Origin of the sequence: Duganella guangzhouensis (genome assembly GCF_009674535.1) — a bacterium.
In the GTDB taxonomy this organism is placed as follows: domain Bacteria; phylum Pseudomonadota; class Gammaproteobacteria; order Burkholderiales; family Burkholderiaceae_D; genus Rugamonas; species Rugamonas guangzhouensis.
This window is the reverse complement of record NZ_WKJK01000004.1, coordinates 1-19,019: the sequence shown is the minus strand read 5'-3', so window position 1 is coordinate 19,019 and position 19,019 is coordinate 1. Positions and strand designations below refer to the sequence as shown.

At 55.0% G+C, this 19,019-nt stretch carries 13 protein-coding genes; 9 read left to right on the top strand and 4 right to left on the bottom strand.

Annotated elements, in window-relative coordinates; translation table 11 throughout:
- Nucleotides 1-6: 6 nt before the first annotated feature.
- Genes GJ699_RS08715 through GJ699_RS08705 form a run of 3 tightly spaced genes read right to left on the bottom strand, consistent with a single transcriptional unit; the run spans nucleotide 7 to nucleotide 3,673 of the window.
- Nucleotides 7-1,575: an NAD(P)-binding domain-containing protein gene (locus GJ699_RS08715; RefSeq protein ID WP_154375177.1), complete on the bottom strand. Its 1,569-nt coding sequence runs from the start codon at nucleotides 1,573-1,575 to the stop codon at nucleotides 7-9.
- 7 nt (nucleotides 1,576-1,582) lie between these two features.
- A complete protein-coding gene (locus GJ699_RS08710; RefSeq protein ID WP_154375175.1) occupies nucleotides 1,583-2,707 on the bottom strand; it encodes a PrnB family protein in 1,125 nt (374 codons plus the stop codon).
- Nucleotides 2,708-2,722: 15 nt separating this feature from the next.
- Nucleotides 2,723-3,673 carry an alpha/beta hydrolase family protein gene (locus tag GJ699_RS08705; RefSeq protein ID WP_154375173.1) on the bottom strand — a complete coding sequence of 317 codons (951 nt, stop codon included), beginning with the start codon at nucleotides 3,671-3,673 and terminating at the stop codon, nucleotides 2,723-2,725.
- A 608-nt stretch (nucleotides 3,674-4,281) separates the two neighbouring features.
- Between GJ699_RS08705 and GJ699_RS08700 the strand changes: the two genes are divergently transcribed.
- From GJ699_RS08700 to GJ699_RS08670, 7 genes are all read left to right on the top strand, one after another.
- Nucleotides 4,282-5,475, top strand: a complete 1,194-nt coding sequence (locus GJ699_RS08700; RefSeq protein ID WP_195763503.1) for an efflux RND transporter periplasmic adaptor subunit — start codon at nucleotides 4,282-4,284, stop codon at nucleotides 5,473-5,475.
- 11 nt (nucleotides 5,476-5,486) lie between these two features.
- Nucleotides 5,487-8,684, top strand: a complete 3,198-nt coding sequence (locus GJ699_RS08695) for an efflux RND transporter permease subunit (protein ID WP_371867505.1) — start codon at nucleotides 5,487-5,489, stop codon at nucleotides 8,682-8,684.
- 61 nt (nucleotides 8,685-8,745) lie between these two features.
- Nucleotides 8,746-10,206 (top strand): efflux transporter outer membrane subunit, encoded by a 1,461-nt coding sequence (locus GJ699_RS08690; protein ID WP_154375880.1) that lies wholly within the window; start codon nucleotides 8,746-8,748, stop codon nucleotides 10,204-10,206.
- Nucleotides 10,203-11,417 (top strand): ergothioneine biosynthesis protein EgtB, encoded by a 1,215-nt coding sequence (gene egtB, locus GJ699_RS08685; RefSeq protein WP_154375169.1) that lies wholly within the window; start codon nucleotides 10,203-10,205, stop codon nucleotides 11,415-11,417. The genes GJ699_RS08690 and egtB overlap by 4 nt, the downstream gene beginning before the upstream one ends.
- 14 nt (nucleotides 11,418-11,431) lie before the next feature.
- Nucleotides 11,432-12,502 (top strand): L-histidine N(alpha)-methyltransferase, encoded by a 1,071-nt coding sequence (gene egtD / locus GJ699_RS08680; protein WP_229262023.1) that lies wholly within the window; start codon nucleotides 11,432-11,434, stop codon nucleotides 12,500-12,502.
- Between the two features lie 107 nt (nucleotides 12,503-12,609).
- Nucleotides 12,610-13,926: a cation:proton antiporter gene (locus GJ699_RS08675; RefSeq protein WP_154375167.1), complete on the top strand. Its 1,317-nt coding sequence runs from the start codon at nucleotides 12,610-12,612 to the stop codon at nucleotides 13,924-13,926.
- Nucleotides 13,927-14,177: 251 nt separating this feature from the next.
- The gene (locus tag GJ699_RS08670; protein ID WP_154375165.1) at nucleotides 14,178-15,614 is read left to right on the top strand and encodes a sensor histidine kinase; all 1,437 of its coding nucleotides are present in this window, start codon (nucleotides 14,178-14,180) and stop codon (nucleotides 15,612-15,614) included.
- Nucleotides 15,615-15,628: 14 nt separating this feature from the next.
- Here the strand turns inward: GJ699_RS08670 and GJ699_RS08665 are convergent, their stop codons facing one another.
- A complete protein-coding gene (locus tag GJ699_RS08665) occupies nucleotides 15,629-16,489 on the bottom strand; it encodes a helix-turn-helix domain-containing protein (protein ID WP_154375163.1) in 861 nt (286 codons plus the stop codon).
- Between the two features lie 482 nt (nucleotides 16,490-16,971).
- On the opposite strand from GJ699_RS08665, the gene GJ699_RS08660 reads away from it, so the two are divergent.
- On the top strand, nucleotides 16,972-18,072 hold the full coding sequence (locus GJ699_RS08660; RefSeq protein WP_154375161.1) for an ATP-grasp domain-containing protein: 1,101 nt from the start codon (nucleotides 16,972-16,974) through the stop codon (nucleotides 18,070-18,072).
- 180 nt (nucleotides 18,073-18,252) lie between these two features.
- Nucleotides 18,253-18,678: a GFA family protein gene (locus GJ699_RS35425; protein WP_154375159.1), complete on the top strand. Its 426-nt coding sequence runs from the start codon at nucleotides 18,253-18,255 to the stop codon at nucleotides 18,676-18,678.
- Nucleotides 18,679-19,019: the final 341 nt, after the last annotated feature.

Genomic DNA, 19,019 nt, shown 5'->3' with positions numbered 1-19,019 from the left:
ATCGATTCAGGCGGCTTTTGCCAGCTCCGTGCTGGCGAGGAACTGCTCAAGTGGTTTCACATGAACCGCTTCCTCATCCCACTCCGGGATAATGTCTTCTACTACGTGGTGTTCGGCTTGCAGCTGTCCGTGGGAATAGCGGCGTATGATCGGATGGATGCCTGTGCTCAAGTGCGCCCGCTCCACGTCATCTTTGTGGATGCGTTCTACTGCCAGCGGATCGGGGCTGGCGTAGATGATGTCGATGCCGAATTCGAGCGTCACGACGTAGTACTCCTTGTTCTTGCTTAAGTGGCTGTCGTGCACATACTGGGTCGGCAAATTTTCGTGGTACAGATAGCTCTCGCCATCGGCTGAGCGGACGATGACATCGCACAGAAAACCGGTCTGTTGCCAGATGCCGGGGCTGCGGTTAGCCCGAGCCAGAATTGCAGCTGCGAGCTTGCTGGGGTGGGCCGCCAACATCTCCGCAGGTAATGGGGTGCCGAAGTAGCGCGATTCGAGGATGTTGAACAGGCCCTCGACGTTGTGGCGGAATCCGTGGACAAAGCCGGACTGTTTTTTCTTAAAATCACGCTCTTGCATGATGGTGCCGGCGAAATACAGGTCTTTGACGTTCCTCGATTCGAAGGCGCTGGTCTGGGCTGGGAAGCGGTTTTTGATCGCCAGTTCGGGGCGGCATGAGGCATCGAACAGCGAGGCGTCGAACCGGAAACCGGTACACAGGATGACCCGGTCGAATTCCATCACCTCCACTTCGTCATCGGCATGGACGTAGTGGAAGGTGGTTTCCAGCTTACCGTTTTGCTTTTTCTTAACGCCAACCAGCTCGGCGTCCAGCATGACGTTTTGCAGCTTCAGCTGGTAGGTATCAACGAAGTTGTTGTTGACGGCACGCAGGTGGCCGACGAACTTGCTCTTCCATGCCAGGGTGATCGGAGTAGGACTGCAGACATAGATGCGCGACGCAGTGCCGATGATGTTGTCGGCTGTCTCGAAGGCTGAATTGCCTTTTCCGACGATCAGCACTCGCTGGCCGGCAAAGTCTTCAGGTTCCACTGAAACGTCGGTGTACACTTCCGCATGCTCGACGCCAGGGATGTCGGGAATGTAGGGCTGGCTGACGCCGGTTGCCATCACCAGGCGATGAGCGGCAACCGTTTCCCCATCGGCGGTGCGCACGCTGAAGTGTTCGTTGCGGGAAATCTGCTCGACCCGCGCGTCATAGCGCACTGGCAAATCCAGCCTTTCTGCGTATGCCTGCAGATAGTCGACCATTACGTCAGCACTAGGGAAAAACTCGCGGCTAAAGTGTTTGAACAGCAGGCTTTCATCGTCGCTGATTAGCGAATTCCAATCCCAGCGCATATTACGTACGCTGTCGTCGTAGCCGGTGTGAACTTTATTGGCGGAGATCAGTTTGCGGTGACGCGGGTACTGTTTAAAAAAAGTACCGGCGGAGGGGCCACTTTCCAATATGATGAACTTCCTTCCTGCACGTTTCAGGAAATATCCCAGTTGGAGACCAGCGGGTCCCGCTCCCACAATAATGTAATCGTAAATCTCATTGCTCATGTTGACCTCACTGTAAAAGGTTGGCAAAAGTTTCCTTGCGATGCTTCTCTAAATAGCCGACAAATGGTGATCCGCCGGTTCCGTGCTCTCCACGTAGGCTGGCCTGCTGCCGCGCGGGTTTTTGTATATATTCGACCGAGATGGCCAGGTGCTCTTCGCGGAAGCGTCCTAGGCCTTCGATGCAGCGGTTGTATTGTTCGTTGAGACTACGATCGTGCAGCGTGATCAGGTAGTCGCGGATCGAATGCCCCTGTTCGACTTGCGTCAAAAATTCCTGATGCGCGTGCGGCATATAGCGCCGTAGCTCATGCAGGTAAGTGATCAGGGCGTCGCCTGCATGGCGCACGCCGAGCGCCGCGTCAAGTAGCGGCATCAGCGTGCTCTGAGCACCGCTGCCCCCTGCAAAATTTTGCGGCACGCCCGCATATTCAGTAGCGCCTTCATACACCACATTTTTCATTCCTTGCATGAATGGCTGAACACGCGTAAAGAAAATGTATGGATCACAGTTTTCTCGTACGCGTACCAGCGTTGCGTGCATGGCATCAAGGGTGTCGGCGATACTGCGCAGGGCGCGAAGCAAACTGCTCTGGTCCTTCGTAGCAACTGCTTGCTGACCTGTCACGACAGACCTGACCAACGGTGCGGCTTGAGCTTCAATTTCGACGTGAGTGGCGACGAACCAGTTTTCGTCGAGACCGCCGAAGAAATTGCGCAGCACGGCGAGATTACCGAGCTGAATCGGGCCGTTGGGGTCGATGCGCTTCCAATTATTCTGCCCATGTGAAGCGTAGGTTAGAACTGGAAAGCGTCTCATGGCCAATGCAAGGCTCACCCAAGGAACAGCGATGCTGGCCGGCACAGTCGTTGCCGAAGCTTGGCGCCAGCTTTCGTGGACAGCTGCATGGCCGAATAGCGACAGAATCCCAAGCGCTCGCTCGCGCTCTCCTGCAGTTTCGAGTGCCTGCGGATCGAGTCGTGGCAGGCGTGCCAGCATTTCGCGCGCGCGCCCTGCGGCCAGCAGCCTGGGCAACTCAGCAGCTGTTTCATCCCAGGCGCTAAATGCGCTGGGTAGTTGAAGTAGCGGGTCTGTTTCGGGCAGGAATGCCCGTTGGGGGATGGCCTGTTGCATGGCTCAAAATTCCTTTCAGTTGGATTGAACGGGAGTCGATAAGGGGCTGTATGGTTCGCTTGCGGAAGCGGTGGACAGGGTCAACTTATCAACCGTGCGGTGCACCACATCCCAGGCATCCGAGCGAGGATCAATCAGCTCGAAATGTCCTGTTGTCGGCAACAGAATCAGTTCACAGCTGTCGCGGCTGGCGCTCGCCGCCGCCGCATAGCGCTCGCTAATCTCATGTGGGACGGAACTGTCTGCAGTACCATGGATAAGGACCTGAGGAATGGCCAGCGGCAGCAGTTCGATGGGCGAACTGTATGCGTAATGATGCGGCACAGTAGCGACATCACCTCCCAGAAACTCCTGCACCACGTTATTGCTCAAACCAAGTTCTGCGCAGCGTGCGAGGTCAAGCGCACCTGCGAGGGAGACGCCGGCCTTGATGGGTAACGGTGCTGGTGTGCGCAGCGGATGCGCGCGAGGCAGATTGGGACGTGCTGCCGCCCACATCGCCAGTTGCCCGCCGGCGGAAAAGCCCAAAGTCACAACACGAGACAGATCGAGCGCGTAATCGTCTGCAATACGCGCCAAATAGTCGATAGCGCTGCCGACATCCTCCAGCGTCTCCATCCAAGTGCAGCCAGGTTCGCCCAGGCGGCGATATTCAATATTCCAGCTGGCATATCCGGCTTCGGTCAAGGCATGGCACAGATGGGAATGGGTCTCCAGACCATACCCCGCGCGCCACCAGCCACCATGAATGCCCACCACCACCGGATAGACGCCGCTGCCGCCTGGGACGCGCAATTCGGCAAATTGGCTGCTGGCATTGCCGTAACGAAACCGCGTGCTGGCGGATGGTTGCGGACGGCTGACTATGTCGATCGATGGCTCGAGTGCCGCCACCTGACGTCCGTCCAGCGCGTTTTGCGCAGGAACACTCTTCTCGTTGATTGTTGTGTCTGATGCGTATGTCATTTTGGACCTCAAAAGTCAAAAATTTTACGGTTACAGCAACATCACTTTTCGATGATATTTCCATTTAATGGAAATAAAATTCAAAAATATCTCCAATTTTTACTGCAGGAGTCTAGATTTAGTTCAAATAGGCAATATTCACGCAGAATGTACGTGTTTTTCTTGTGAATTATGTGTTCATTTGCAATATTTGCGAGCTATGGCTGCATCCTAGCACGGTGATTGGTAAAAAAGCTATGAAAAAAATAAACTAAATGGCTTGACGTGAAACTATTGCTCGATCTACATTCCATATCAAGCTAAATTTGATTTTTAATGTCGTTTAGAGCTAATTGATTCAGCTTTTTCTATGAGCAAGGCATCTATATTTGCATTATATGGAAATTATTTGAATGCCCTGACAGCTCATCTGAGCTTGCAACGAGTCGATGGAATCGTTTGGCGATAGATGGATGATTCCTGGAACGTTGGCAAGTTGTGGGTAAATTGCAACAATTTTAAATTCTTGCAATCTTGTCTTGGCGGTAATCATGGCCACGACAAAGCCATTTCGAGACTGCTCTCAAGTAACAGCTGTTTCCCAATTTCACCGCTATAGGAGTTTGGAAATGAAATTAAGACACAACAATGTTTGGCTAGGATTGCAGTTGCTTTGCGTAGCTGCCGCCGCAATGCCGCTGGCAGGATGCAATTCCAGCGTGGCGTCCGGTGGTGGGGGAATGCCTGCACCCGAAGTCATGGTGTCGGAGGTGCAGGAGCGCGATGTGCATAGCTGGGATGAGTTTAATGGCAGGGTGAGTGCGATCGATTCGGTGGCGGTACGGCCACGCGTAAGTGGCTACATCGAGCGGATGGCATTCAAGGAAGGCGATGAGGTCAAAAAAGGCGACCTGCTTTTCCTGGTTGACCAGCGGCCGTATCAGGCGGAGCTGCATAACGTTTCAGCGCGTCTGGAGCATGCCCGGACTGCGGCAGAACTGGCGAGTGCGCAGGTGGACAGGGCGCAGACGCTGATCGGTGTCAATGCGATCTCGCGTGAGGAATTTGACAACCGAAAGGCGGCCTTGGCGCAGGCGAATTCCGATGTCCACAGTGCCGAAGCGGCGCTGGCAAAAGCGAAGCTTGACCTCAGTTTCACGGAGGTGCGTGCTCCGGTGGCGGGGCGTGTCAGTAGCGCCTTGCTGACGGTTGGCAATCTCGCCCAGGCGGACCAGAGCGTATTAACCACGCTCGTCTCGCAGAACGCAATGTATGTGTATTTCGATTGTGACGAAAAGAGCTACCAGCGTTACCAGAGCCGCCTGCAAAACAGCGGCAAGCGCAGTGGATCAGACTTCGTTCGCGTCAACGTGGCAAACGAGGTGGACTTCCCGCGCACCGGCAAAGTCGATTTTCTCGATAACCGCATCGACCCCAATACAGGGACCATCCGTATCCGCGCGGTGTTGCCAAACGCCGACAAGACGCTTACCCCGGGCATGTATGCGAGAGTAAAGCTGGACGGCAGCGGACAATTCAAAGCGATGGTGATCGATGACAAGGCCGTTCTAACCGACCAGGACAAAAAATTCATTTACGTGGTCAGCAAGGATAACAAGGCAATGCGCAAGGATCTGGTGCTTGGTCCGCTGGTTGATGAGTCGGGACAGGGCCATGCGATGCGTGTCGTGCGGTCTGGACTTGACCCGAATGACCAGGTGATCGTCAGCGGGACGCTGAAGATCTTTTACCCGGGGATGCCAGTCAAACCTGTGCGGGCTACTCTGAACACGGCGGCTAACCCTGCCAGTGTGGCCAAATAAGGAGGACGCCGGTGGATTTCCCAAAATTCTTTATTAATCGCCCGACCTTCGCCGTTGTCCTGTCGGTCGTGATCTTCCTACTGGGGTTGATCGCAATACCGTTGTTGCCTACTAGTGAATATCCGGAAGTGGTACCGCCAAGTGTCGTGGTAAGGGCGGTCTATCCGGGCGCCAACCCTAAGGAGATAGCTGAATCGGTTGCAGTGCCTTTAGAGGAAGCGATCAATGGCGTTGACGGCATGGCGTATATGAAGTCGGTCGCAAGCTCGGATGGTAGCTTGCAGGTGGTAGTGACCTTCCAGCCGAGCGTACCTCCAGATACGGCGGCGGTGCGGGTACAGAACCGGGTTAGCCAAGCGCTTAGTCGCTTGCCTGAGGCGGTGCGCCAATATGGCGTGACGACCCAGAAACAGTCACCCACGCCGTTGATGTATGTAAGCCTGCTGTCGTCTGATAATAAGCGCGATTCGCTGTATCTGCGTAACTACCTCACGCTACACGTCAAGGATGAACTGGCAAGGATAGCGGGGGTTGGTGATATCAAACTGATCGGTGCCGGTGATTACGCGATGCGTGTGTGGCTTGATCCCAATAAGCTGGCCACGCGCGGATTAACTGCTAGTGATGCGGTGCGTGCTATCCGCGAACAGAACGTCCAGGTGTCGGCTGGTCAGCTTGGCGCTGAGCCGAATCCGTCTACCAGTGACTACATGTTGTCGATCAATGTGCGTGGTCGCCTGCGTAGTGAGGGGGAGTTCGGCGATATCGTGGTTAAGAGCGGTTCGGACGGTCAGGTCACAAAGTTGTCTGATGTGGCGCGCATTGAGTTGGGTGCCGGCGACTACAGCTTGCGCGCTATTGTCGACAATCAGAATCAGGCGACTATAGGCATCTTCTTGTCCCCGGGAGCCAACGCGCTGACGGTGGCAAAAGCTATGTATGCCAAGCTAGATGAACTGTCGCGTAATTTCCCTCAGGGGATTAGTTACAAACCCGTGTGGGATCCAACAACGTTTGTGCGCGAGTCGATCAATGCAGTCAAACTCACTCTGCTAGAGTCGCTGGTGCTGGTGGTGGTGGTGGTAATCCTGTTCTTGCGTACCTGGCGTGCTTCCGTGATTCCGCTGGTTGCTGTACCAGTGTCCATTGTTGGCACGTTCGCCGGCCTGTACCTGTTCGGCTATTCCATCAATACGCTGACCCTATTCGGTTTGGTGCTGGCGATCGGTATCGTGGTTGACGATGCCATTGTGGTGGTGGAAAACGTCGAGCGTAATATAGGCAAGGGCTTGTCGCCAAACGACGCCGCGCATCGGGCGATGAAGGAGGTATCAGGGCCAATCGTCGCGATCGCGCTGGTGTTGTGCGCGGTATTTATCCCGATGGCCTTTATGTCAGGGGTGACAGGCCAGTTCTATAAGCAGTTTGCCGTGACGATTGCCATTTCGACGGTGATTTCGACGGTCAATTCGCTGACGCTGTCGCCAGCGCTGGCCGCGAAGTTGCTGCTACCGCACGCCGCTGTTCGACAGCAGTCTGCCACATCCCATGGTGTGCTGGCGCGAACATTGGATGCATTGCATCGATTCTTCCAAGGCGGCTCGGCGGCATATGAAGGCGTTGTCACGCGCAGTATGCATCGCCGCGGCCTGGTGTTCTTCGTGTACGCTGTGCTGATGGGCGCGACTGCGTACCTATTCCAGGCGGTACCGGAAGGCTTCATCCCGAATCAGGACAAACTCTACCTATTCGCTGGTGCCAAACTGCCGGAAGGTGCTTCTCTGGCTCGCACAGATGCTGTGACACGCGAGCTCATTGAGATCGCGCGCGGTGTGGATGGTGTGGAGACTGTTTCGGCCTATCCCGGCATGAATGCCCTGCAGCAAACCAGCACCCCGAACATGACGGCAGCATACGTAATCCTGAAACCTTTCGATCAGCGTAAGCGCAGCATCGCTGACATTAATGCTGAGCTGAACCAGAAATTCTCTCGCATCCAGAATGGCTACGCGTTTGCGATGCTGCCCCCCGCGATTCAAGGTTTGGGCAACGGCTCTGGCTACTCCTTGTTCCTGGAAGATCGCTCTGGACTAGGTTATGGCGCGCTACAGGATGCCTTGAACTCCTACCGTGGTACGGTTGCTCAGACACCAGGCATGAGCTTTCCAGTCAGCGCCTACCAGGCCAATATCCCGCAACTGGATATTGAGGTTGATCGAGTCAAAGCCAAGGCTCAGGGCGTTGCCTTGAACGATCTATTTGACAGTGTGCAGACCTACCTGGGATCTGTATATGTCAATGACTTTAACCAGTTCGGCCGCGTCTATCGCGTCATGGCACAGGCAGATAGCGTTCATCGCCAGCGTGTAGAAGATATCGGCAATATTTTCACCCGTAATCGCCAAGGGGAAATGGTACCGATCAGTTCGATGGTCAATGTGGTTTCGAGCTACGGTCCCGATCCAGTGGTGCGCTACAACGGCTATCCGGCGGCGGATCTGATTGGTGATGCTGATCCGCGTCAAATGTCGTCAGGCCAGGCGATCGCCACGCTGAACGGTATTGCTGGCAAAGTTCTTCCAACCGGGGTCACACTCGAATGGAGCGATCTGAGCTATCAGCAAGTGATGCAGAGCGGCTCGGCGCCAGTGGTGTTCCTATTTGCGATCTTGCTGGCGTTCCTGGTATTAGCGGCGCTGTATGAGAGCTGGACGTTGCCGCTCGCCGTGCTGCTGATCGTTCCGGTCTGCATGTGTGCAGCCTTGTTGGGAGTAAAACTCAGCGGCGGAGATAACAATATCTTCGTCCAGGTGGGCTTGGTCGTCCTGATGGGGCTGGCCAGCAAAAACGCCATCTTGATCGTCGAGTTTGCGCGTGAGCTGGAACAAAATGGGATGAGCATCACCGAAGCCGCATTGCGTGCCAGTGTGCTGCGTCTACGTCCGATCTTAATGACTTCGTTGGCGTTTATTGCTGGCTCGGTGCCGCTGCTGGTAGGCCATGGGGCAGGCAGTGAGGTGCGCGCGGCAACCGGTGTAACGGTCTTCTCAGGCATGCTGGGCGTGACGCTGTTTGGTTTGTTCCTGACACCGATATTTTATGTATCGCTGCGCAGGCTAGGTGACGCCCTTGGTATGCGCTGGCGCAAGGCGCAGGCGACTGCGCCGCTCGCTCCTCATCAACCTGTCCTGGAGAACACTCATGATTGATATGACATATGCGCGTGAGCCTAATAGGGCCGGGAGATTGGTGCGCCCACGCAGCCAGATCATGACGATGGCTGTCTGGTTGGCTGCGCTATCCGGTTGTGCTGTCGGGCCAGATTTTCACAAACCAGCTTCGGCCGTGCCTGAAAAATTCAGTAACCAGATTGCTGCGGCACCAGCAGAAAAGAAGGCGGGAACGGTCTTTTGGGAGCACTTTGAAGACGCGCAGTTGAACGCATTGATTGAACAAGCTCTTGCTAGCAATGCAGATCTGCGCGTCGCATTGGCGCGCTATGACAGCACCAATGCCTTGCTGGCGGAGAGCAAATTTGATTATCTTCCCACGCTGACTACGCGTGCCGAGTTGGGACGCCAGAAAGTGAGCGAGGATCAATCGTACGGCTTTCCGCGCAGCCATGCCACTTATGATGCTGGCGTTCATGCCAGCTGGGAGCTGGACTTGTTTGGCCGAGTGCGGCGTGAGGTGGAAGGCAGGAGCGCTCTGGTCAGCGCTAGTGCCAGCGACCTGGCCGGCATGCAGGTGCTGATTGCCACGGACACTGCCCGTAGTTATATGGAGCTGCGCGGACTGCAGGAACGCCTGCGTGTGGTACGTGAAAACATCAGCAATCAACGGCAGATGCTGGATCTGGTGGATGTGCGTCTAAAGGCGGGACGAGGGACGGAGTTTGATGCGACACGTGCGAAGGCACAGTTCGAAATGACGGCATCTCGCGAGCCAGCATTGGAGGCGCAGATCGCGGTGACACAACATCGCCTGGCGGTGCTTACGGGGAGAACTCCTGGAATGCTGCAGACGGAATTGAGCACTGCACGTCCGCTGCCTGCTTTGCCTGCCTCCATCGACCCAGACAGTCCCGCCGACGTCTTGCGCCGCCGACCCGATATCGCCGCCGCCGAAGCCCGCCTACATGCGGCGACCGCAGATATCGGCGTGGCGAAGGCTGCTCTGTTTCCACGCCTTAGCTTTAGCGGACTGCTGGGATATCAAGCTTTCCATCGCGACGCCATGTTCCGCAGTAGCAGCCAGTCGAATTACGGCTTGCTGGGCATTGACTGGTCCTTCCTTGATGTCGGACGAGTGCGGGCTCGTATTGCGGCGAGTTCTGCGGATGCTCGCGCTGAACTGGCGCATTATCAGCAGACTGTGTTGCTGGCACTGGAGGATACTGAAAATGCATTAGTGCGTTATTCCCGTACCCGCAGCGAAGACGATATGCTCTCCCGCGCTGCCCAAGACAGTGCGCAGGCGGCCAGATTGGCGCGCCTGCGCTACCAGGCTGGTGAGATCGGCCTGTACGAGCTGCTTGACGCTGAACGGGTATTGCTGGAAGCGCAGGAGGCCTCGGCTGACAGCCGTACCCGGAGCGCTGTGGCCGCAGTGACCCTATATAGGGCCATGGCTGGAGGTTGGCCGGAGCGTCTACCTGTTAGTGCGGTAGAGACGGCCGGCGATGAGGGTAGCCTGCAATTGGCAGGCGGTGGCACTCAGAGGGTGCCATGACTATGCTTGCCTTGGCTAGTCGATATGGCAAAATTCGCCGGCGCACGGAGCTTCTCTGTGCGTCGCTGGTGCCAGAGGACCACGTGCCGCAGCCTGTGATCGAGGTTAGCCCACCTAAATGGCATCTTGGCCACACAGCCTGGTTCTTTGAAACGCTTGTGCTGGTGCGTTTTAGCCCGGGATACCGGGTATTTAATGACGCTTATAGTTATATCTTCAATAGCTATTACGAAAGCCAGGGGGCGCGTATTGCCCGCGATCTGCGCGGCAGCTTGAGCCGGCCGACGGTGGCGGAGACGTTGGCCTATCGACATCATGTCGACAGGGCGATGCTGGCATTGCTGGAGGCGACGTTGTCACCCGAAGCAACTGAACTGGTGGAGCTGGGGTTGCAGCACGAAGAGCAGCATCAGGAGCTGCTGCTCACCGATATCAAGTACATTCTGGGCATGAATCCGCTAACGCCGGTTTATGAGAGCGTTGTTGACGGTGTGGTCGATACGTTTAGCGAGCATGCGGGAGAGGACTTGTCGCTACGCCGCGAGTGGATTGATTTTGCTGGCGGCCTATGCGAGATCGGTCACGGTGGCATCGGTTTCGCATTTGATAACGAGAAACCGAGGCATGCAGTGTTGGTTCCCGCCACGCAGGTGCGGTCCGCGTTGGTGACTAATGCGGAATACCAAGCCTTTATCCTTGACGGAGGTTACCGGCGTTTCGAGTTCTGGCATGCGGAAGGCTGGGACTGGTTGCAGCACCATTCGGATCGGTTGCCGCTTTACTGGCGCACATCCAGGGCCGGGAGCACCGATCTGGAGCATTACACGCTGGCGGGCCAACGTGCGCTGCTGCCAGAAGCACCTGTAACGCATGTCAGCTTCTTTGAAGCCTCCGCATTTTGCTGCTGGGCTGGCTGGCGTCTGCCCACCGAGTTCGAATGGGAGGCGGTAGCGCCGAAATTTTTATGGGGCCAGCGCTGGGAGTGGACCGGCAGTGCTTATCTTCCGTACCCCGGTTTCAAGACTTACCTTGGTGCTGCTAGCGAATACAACGGCAAGTTCATGTTGAATCAAATGGTTTTGCGTGGGGCTTCCTTTGCCACGCCGGTTGGCCATGCGCGATCGACCTACCGCAATTTCTTTCCACCCCATATGCGCTGGCAGTACACCGGGATTCGCCCTGCCCGGGACCTTCAGGCCAGCCAAGTTTGAGCGGACTATATACCATGATAGAAATGCATTTAGCGCTGAACCACGCGAAACGTCCGGCAACCACGTTGGCAGTCGATGCAGCGTTGGCGAGAGATGTGATTGCCGGGCTAAGCGCAGAACAGAAATTCCTACCGTCGAAGTGGTTCTACGACGATGAAGGCTCACGTTTATTCCAGCACATCATGGCGTTACCGGAATATTACCTGACGCGTACGGAGCTTGGCATTCTCCACAATCAGTCAGGCGAACTGGCAAAGTGGATCGCGCCGGATGCACTTGCGGTGGATCTCATTGAATTGGGCAGCGGCGACGGCGCAAAAACCGTCTCACTTTGCGAGGCGCTACTGCGCCAAGGTGTCCAGTGCACATACCACCCGATCGATGTATCGAAACACGCGCTGACTGATTTGCAGCGACGCTTTCAAGCGGAGCTGCCAGCGCTTCCGCTCCGCCCTATCCAGGGAGACTACTTCGAGCGCTGGCCTGGAACGCCACCCTCGCATCGGCAGGTGGTCATGCTACTTGGCAGCAACCTAGGCAACTTAAATCAGAAGCAGTCTGTCGATTTGTTGTCACGGGTGAGGTCGCGATTGCTGGTGGGTGATGTGCTGTTGCTTGGGTTGGATCTCAAAAAAGATCCTGGCATGATTTTGGCGGCATATAACGATTCGCAGGGTGTTACCGCGGCGTTCAACATGAATCTGCTGCGACGTCTGAACCGTGAGTTGGAGATGGATTTCGATACCGAGCATTTCTCGCATTACGCCAGCTATTCGCCTTTAGACGGGACGGCACGGAGCTTCCTGGTCAGCAAGCGCCGGCAGACAGTACGTAGCCGCATTTTGGACCGCGAGTTCAACTTTGTTTGCGGCGAGACCATATATACCGAGCAGTCGCAGAAATATTCGACGGAAATGATCACACAGCTGGCTGTGGCCAGCGGTTTCGATGTCGCCAATGTCATTACTGACGACTTCGGCTTGTACGCGATCGCCATCTTGCGGGCGCGCACTCAGCAAGCTACGCGCAGCGCATCGCCCGCAACAATTTTTTCAGTTGGCTGGCCAGGGTTCATGACCTGCTAGCTACTGCTTGCAGTTCTTATGCACGCGGGGCAGTTGCAGCAGCATGCTGCCGTCAATTAACTGCCATGGCGTTATGCCATGACCATCACCTTAGCCAAGAGGACGAAATGAGTAATGCAAACGTAGTAGCCTCGGCCGCGTCGGCGGCTTCTTCGGTACACGCGCTAGAACACACGTTGTTCTTTGTACTAATTCAACTAGTGATCATCATGGTCGTCGCCCGTATCGCTGGCCAGATTGCGCGCAACTTTGGCCAACCGCGCGCGGTTGGTGAGATGATCGCGGGCCTGATTTTGGGGCCGTCGCTGTTGGGGCAAGTATTTCCTGATGTGGCAGACTTCTTGTTCAAAAGTGCGCCGTCACTCCCGATTAACATCCTTAGCCAGATTGGCTTGATCTTGCTGATGTTCCAGATCGGGATGGATTTTGAATTTTCGCACCTAACCGATAAGCGTAACCGTAAAGCGGTTAGCTGGATTTCGATACTGTCGATTGGCTTGCCATTCGCGTTGGGCATCGGCTTGGGCGTTCTGTCAGCTCCGTATCTGGCGTCGGATGTACCGGTGCTGCCGTACAGCCTATTTGTTGGCACTGCGCTGTCGATTACGGCGGTGCCGATCTTGGGGCGCATTATGGCTGAGTATGGGCTGACTCGTACCCATGTTGGAGCGATTGCCATCAGTGCTGCGGCGGTAAACGATGTCGTCGGCTGGATACTCTTAGCGGTAATCTCTTCTCTCGCCCTTGGCCAGTTCTCTTTGCAGCACACGCTGATGCAACTCGGAAGCCTGGCCTTGTATTGTCTAATCTGCCTATTCGCCGTCCGTCCGATATTACGTCGATTGATGAAGAGGTTCGCATTTGAACAGGCGCGAATCAGTGGTGATTTGATGGCAATCATGCTGGCGCTAATCTTCCTGTCAGCCATGGCGACATTCAAGATCGGAATTTTCGCAATTTTCGGTGGATTCATGATGGGCGTCCTGATGCATGACAATCACGCGTTTGTCGAAGCATGGAAGAAATCCGTGGGTGACTTCGTGATGGTGTTCTTTCTGCCGGTGTTCTTCACTTACACTGGCTTGCGGACCAATATCGCAGGGCTGGATACCATGACTTTGTGGAGCTGGTGCCTGGTGTTCTTGGTTACTGCAACGTTGGGCAAACTGGGGGGAGCATTCGTCGGTGCGCGCCTGGGAGGGCTCAGCGCCAGTGAGAGCAGTACCATCGGTGCGTTGATGAATACGCGCGCATTGATGGAGCTGATAGTGCTAAACATCGGCTTTGACCTTGGCTTCATCCCGCGCGATGTGTTTACCATGCTGGTGATAATGGCCATCGCGACCACCATCATGACCGGCCCGGCGTTGAGAAATCGCTTGCCGCGCATGGGACATTTGATTCCTGTGGGAATTGATGCCTGACACATTGCGGCTGATTTCACGGTTTTCGATAGTACTTGCAGCTTGTAACGCACGGGAAGATGATTGCACCATTGAGAAATGCACGTATTTCTACGACAATCGCGGTTTGAGCTTTTAAGCCTAGGCAGTTTCCCGGTGGTGCGAGCTGCAAGACAGGAATGGCGGGGACGCGCGTGGCGAAATGAGTTGGGCTGCGGCGGTCACAAATTCCGCTGTGGCTCGCGCCGTGAAGTCATCCATGTTTTGGTGAAATGAAACGACTACTACGCTATTCCTGGATATTGGTAGCCTCCTGCCTGCTCGCGGCTATGCTCGCCACCATCGCTGCCACCATCTTCGGTTCCAGCTTGTTATTCGCAGGGCGCGATGCCACAGCGAGCGCCTCAATCGGTGAATACTTGTGGGCTGTCAGCAAGTTCCGCGGTCAGCTTGACGAATTGGAGATACGGACAATCCGGTATGCAAGCGGGCTGGAGCATGATACTTCTCGGTTGGCTCGCTCTTACCAGGAGCTCGAAGCTAAGTACCAGCTGCTGACATCGCAGTTGCGGGAGGCAGGCACCGGCAACATTGCCCGTTCGGGTCAGGCAACGGATGGTATTTTGCGCGAATTGATGCTACGGGTACAGGCTGATTTGACCAGCCTGCAGGAAGGGCGCGACGATGGGGACGGGCTGGCGCTTCATTTGGAGGAGCTGCGGCGTGCGGCAGAAGATGCCGCCACCACGGCGCATTTTGAGGAAATACAGCGCCTGCGTTCGTCGTTGAGTGGCGATGAGGATAGGCGCCGCGGTCTGTTCAAGTGCTGGCTGGTGCTGTGGACGGCTCTGGTGCTCGGCCTGCTAACCTATCTGATTGAGCAGCGGTGGTACCGTAAGGCTCAGCATGCCTGTGACGAATTGACACAGAAGCACAGCCGCGAGATGGCCCGGCTGCGGGAAGAGGTGTTTGCCAAGACCACGGTGCTAGGGATCGTCAGTCACGAATTGAAGTCGCCATTGCAGACCATTATTTCGTCAGTTGATTTGCTGGCCAGCCGCATCAAGACCGCGCGCGAATTGGAGGTGATTGAACGGCTCAATAGCGGTGCTAGCCGCCTACAGGCGCACATGCAGGACTTGACCGAATATGCCAGACTGGAATCCGGGCGCGTCGCTTTACGGCGCAATGAGTTCACGCCGAACGAGCTAGTCAAGCGCGTCCTTAACGATCTGAAGTTTCAGGCAGAGGGGAAGGGCCTGGGACTGGAGCAGGCTGGCCCTAGGTCAGACTATATGATCGTAGCCGACGCCCACCGTATACAGCAAATCTTGACGAATCTGGTTAGCAATGCAATCAAATATGCATCTGCGGGACCGGTTACGGTGTCATCCGAACTAGTGCTGGAAAAGGAAAGCGATCAGGCGCCGTGGCAGCTCAAACTTACCGTGGAGGATGCTGGTCCAGGGATTGCGCCAGAAAATCTACCGCATTTGTTTGAGCCGTTCACTCAGCTTGATAACGGGGCGTCACGCCGACTTGACGGGGCGGGTTTGGGACTTGCGATAGTGCAACGGCTGGTCGCGTTGTTGGGCGGTAAGGTAACGGTGGTCTCCGAATTAGGACGCGGGACTCGTTTCTGCGTCCTGCTGCCGGTAGACCTACTGACATCATCCGGCGGCGCGCAGCCAGGCGCGCCGCAAGCGTAGATTTCCCGACAGTTTCAGCAGTCGCACGCCTTGGACAGTTCTGCCGCAATGACCGGCGAACGTGTTGGTTTTTCCTGATAGACCACGTCAAACTGGCGGACAACCCTAGCTACCTCGGAGACGTTCATGCGGCTTGAGTCATATTGGCCGGTCAGCAGGATAATGGACGCGCTGGGATTGACGGAGGTGCGGATTTGCTGGATCAGCGATTCAGAGGTTTGCTCGCCCAGGATCCAGTCAATGACATAGCCGTCGAATTTGCGCTCTTGGTTTGCTTTTTCGAGCGCTACCGAATCATAGAAAGCAGTGGCCTGGAAGCCGCAATCGTTCAGGTAATCGCGCAGGTTGTCGGCGGACGGCTTTTCATCGTCCACCACGGCAATGGCTGGGGCGTTGGGCTGGCGTATCGAAATCTCGATACGCTCAATCTTGAATTTCTTTGCATGTTCCGGACAGAGATCGGAGGCGACGATTTCTAATCCATCCGGGGTCTCGAGCGCAACATAGTCGACATTGCGCGGCGGATGGAATAGCTGTGCCCCAAGCGTAACCCGACAGGGTAGATGATGTTCTCCGATAATGAAATCCGCTTCGCGCGATTCCTTGTCAGGTCCCAGCGAAATCACCACAGGCGTCTCTGGGCCGACTAGCAAACTACGTAGGTTCTCGCCGAAATGCTCGGCGACCGAAGATAGCTGGAGGATGGTCCAGTCGCCGCCATTGAGGATACGGTGCGCCTGCGAATAGCTTAGCGCGAGAATTTCGGCCAGCTTGTTCGAATGCTGCCTTGGTGATACGCCATGACGTGTCATCAAGCCATGCACTGCCTTTTGGATACAGTCGAGGGGGGAAGAAGTGCCGCCAGTGGATCGCATCTCTGATGTTCCTTATTGTTAATTTAATTAACTATCAACATGATGTCTCTGTTCTTGAGTCTTCGCTGGGCTACTGCATGCCTGAAAGGCGTCAAGTAAATATATCCAAAATACGCATGAAATGGAAATTTCACGACAATATTTTCTTGCTGATTTTACACGGTACTTGCGTTAAATGGTGTTAAATGATGTTAAATTTTAACTTTTTTATAAAAGTTAGCATTTAAGGAAAAATCTGACAACTACATGTGAAAAATGATAGCATTTGCAACAATTACCGCGTGTTGCCTTTGAATTCTGGAGGATTTCCTGCAATGACAATTCATTTGAACGCAGATAGCAGTAGCCAAGCCTTGGTGTCCTCGCGTAACCAGGACCATACCTGGTATGCCCAGGTCCCTCCCTCCGTACTGGACGTTATAGGGCGTCCGCATTTGTTTTCACCTGCGCCGTATTGCGTCACACACGCTCAGGCTCGATCGATGGCAGAACTGATTTTTTCAATCGAGTCTGTCGTGGCCCTGCCAGCGTTTCAGGCTCACGTGCGACAGTGGTCTCCAGATATTGCCAGCATCGAAAAGGGCGCGCGCGGGGTGTTTTTTGGCTACGATTTCCACCTCGGCGAAGGTGAACCTCAATTGATCGAAATCAACACCAACGCAGGCGGTGCATTGCTCAATGCGCATCTGGTGAGAACTTTGGGCCTGCAGCAGGGGACGCCGTGCGCAGATGCGGACGGAGTGTTGTCGTCGCAAGAACGTACCTTCCTAGAAATGTTCTTTGAGGAATGGCGTCTCCAGCGCGGTGACGCGCCTTTGCGCGGCATCGCGATTGTCGACGAGACGCCGGAAGAACAGTTTCTGTACCCAGAATTTGAGTTGTTCGCGGCATTGTTTCGGCGTGCCGGAGTCCATGCCGTTGTGGTGGATCCGGCGGCGCTGGAGTATCACGATGAGGCTTTGTGGTGCGGAGAACAAAAGATCGATCTGGTCTATAACCGGTTGACGGACTTCTCGCTCGAGAAGCCGTTTAGTACGGCACTGCGAATGGCATATCTTGAGGACAAAGTGGTGTTGACGCCGCATCCTCGAGCTCATGCGATGTATGCTGACAAACGTATCCTTGCGGTGCTGAGCGATGAGTCGCTGCTCAGTTCTTGGGAGGTCCCGAAGACGCTGCGCGATGTGCTAAGGACCGGCATTCCGCGCACGACTTTAGTGAATGCTGAGAACAGCGAATCGCTATGGGAGCGCCGCCGAAAGTTGTTCTTCAAGCCGGCCGCTGGATTTGGAAGCAAAGGGGCCTATCGCGGCGATAAACTTACGCGCAGAGTGTGGCAGGAAATTTTAAACGCTACTTATGTCGCACAGGAATTTGTGCCGCCCAGTGTGCGGAGTATTCTCGTTGCGGGCCAAGCGACGGAACTGAAAGTTGATGTGCGCAACTATGTCTACGATGGAAAGGTGCAATTGATGTCAGCTCGCATGTTCCAGGGACAGACCACCAATTTTCGCACCCCTGGAGGAGGCTTTGCCGTGGTAGTCGCACTGGCCAATGGAAGTGGTCTGGCCCCATCGCACTAAATGTACGTCTGAGACGTCGTCCTTGTTTTTTCGACACCGCTACTTTGATAAGAATGCATTGATGTGTGATCGGAAAATGCATTGGCAAGTGTCGCAACCAAGCCTCGGAGTTGCCTGTTTAGCTTGTCGCGGCAGCGGGTCGAGAGAGGTTGCTGTATATGCAACCCTCTGCTAAAGTCGATGGCATCTCAAGTAAGTGGAGCGAAAGTGAAAACTTATCATGGCAGTTGCCATTGCGGTGCGGTTCGATTTGAGGCGGACATCGACCTGAGCCAAGGAACCATACGCTGCAACTGTTCAATTTGTTCTAAGGCAAGGTTCTGGCCTGCCATAGTTAAGCCAAGTTCCTTCCGATTAATGTCTGGCGAGGGCGACCTAACTAAATATCAATTTTTAACAAAGACGGACCAACACCTTTTTTGCAAACATTGCGGAGTTCGTTCTTTCGGAATCGGACGCTCGCCTCGGTGGGGAGAGTTCTACGCGGTCAATCTAACTTGCCTTGACGATGTGACGCCTGAAGAGCTCGTGAATGCTCCAATCACGTACTTAGACGGTAAGAACGACAACTGGGAGACGCCACCAGAGGAAGTGCGTTATCTATAACCAGCTTACTTTCCATATTGAACCTAGTCCAGCTCAAGTCTATACTGCGTGCCTACGCCGTCCGAATTGTCTTGATGTACGGCTCAAACATGAATGTATTTCCGTTGACATCGCACGGTGAAATAGGACTTTGTATTGTTTTACCCCGCAACTCTTCCCGACGAATTTCAGGAGGGATATTACGGCCGTCTGGTCAGGCTAAATGGGCTTAACGTGTTCGTTTGCTCGCAGAATTGACCCATTCCAATTGACCCGCCTTCCACTGCCTGGCAAACGCCGCCACGCGGTCGTATGACCCTTCATAGCCGAGTTCTTTCAGTTCCAGATGGAGCTGCTTCAAA

What these genes read in the sequence shown, in the direction of transcription:
- GJ699_RS08715 (WP_154375177.1), bottom strand. Translation starts at nt 1,575, where the DNA reads ATGAGCAATGAGATTTACGATTACATTATTGTGGGAGCGGGACCCGCT.
- GJ699_RS08710 (WP_154375175.1), bottom strand. Translation starts at nt 2,707, where the DNA reads ATGCAACAGGCCATCCCCCAACGGGCATTCCTGCCCGAAACAGACCCG.
- GJ699_RS08705 (WP_154375173.1), bottom strand. Translation starts at nt 3,673, where the DNA reads ATGACATACGCATCAGACACAACAATCAACGAGAAGAGTGTTCCTGCG.
- GJ699_RS08700 (WP_195763503.1), top strand. Translation starts at nt 4,282, where the DNA reads ATGAAATTAAGACACAACAATGTTTGGCTAGGATTGCAGTTGCTTTGC.
- GJ699_RS08690 (WP_154375880.1), top strand. Translation starts at nt 8,746, where the DNA reads ATGACGATGGCTGTCTGGTTGGCTGCGCTATCCGGTTGTGCTGTCGGG.
- egtB (WP_154375169.1), top strand. Translation starts at nt 10,203, where the DNA reads ATGACTATGCTTGCCTTGGCTAGTCGATATGGCAAAATTCGCCGGCGC.
- egtD (WP_229262023.1), top strand. Translation starts at nt 11,432, where the DNA reads ATGATAGAAATGCATTTAGCGCTGAACCACGCGAAACGTCCGGCAACC.
- GJ699_RS08675 (WP_154375167.1), top strand. Translation starts at nt 12,610, where the DNA reads ATGAGTAATGCAAACGTAGTAGCCTCGGCCGCGTCGGCGGCTTCTTCG.
- GJ699_RS08670 (WP_154375165.1), top strand. Translation starts at nt 14,178, where the DNA reads ATGAAACGACTACTACGCTATTCCTGGATATTGGTAGCCTCCTGCCTG.
- GJ699_RS08665 (WP_154375163.1), bottom strand. Translation starts at nt 16,489, where the DNA reads ATGCGATCCACTGGCGGCACTTCTTCCCCCCTCGACTGTATCCAAAAG.
- GJ699_RS08660 (WP_154375161.1), top strand. Translation starts at nt 16,972, where the DNA reads ATGGCAGAACTGATTTTTTCAATCGAGTCTGTCGTGGCCCTGCCAGCG.
- GJ699_RS35425 (WP_154375159.1), top strand. Translation starts at nt 18,253, where the DNA reads ATGGCATCTCAAGTAAGTGGAGCGAAAGTGAAAACTTATCATGGCAGT.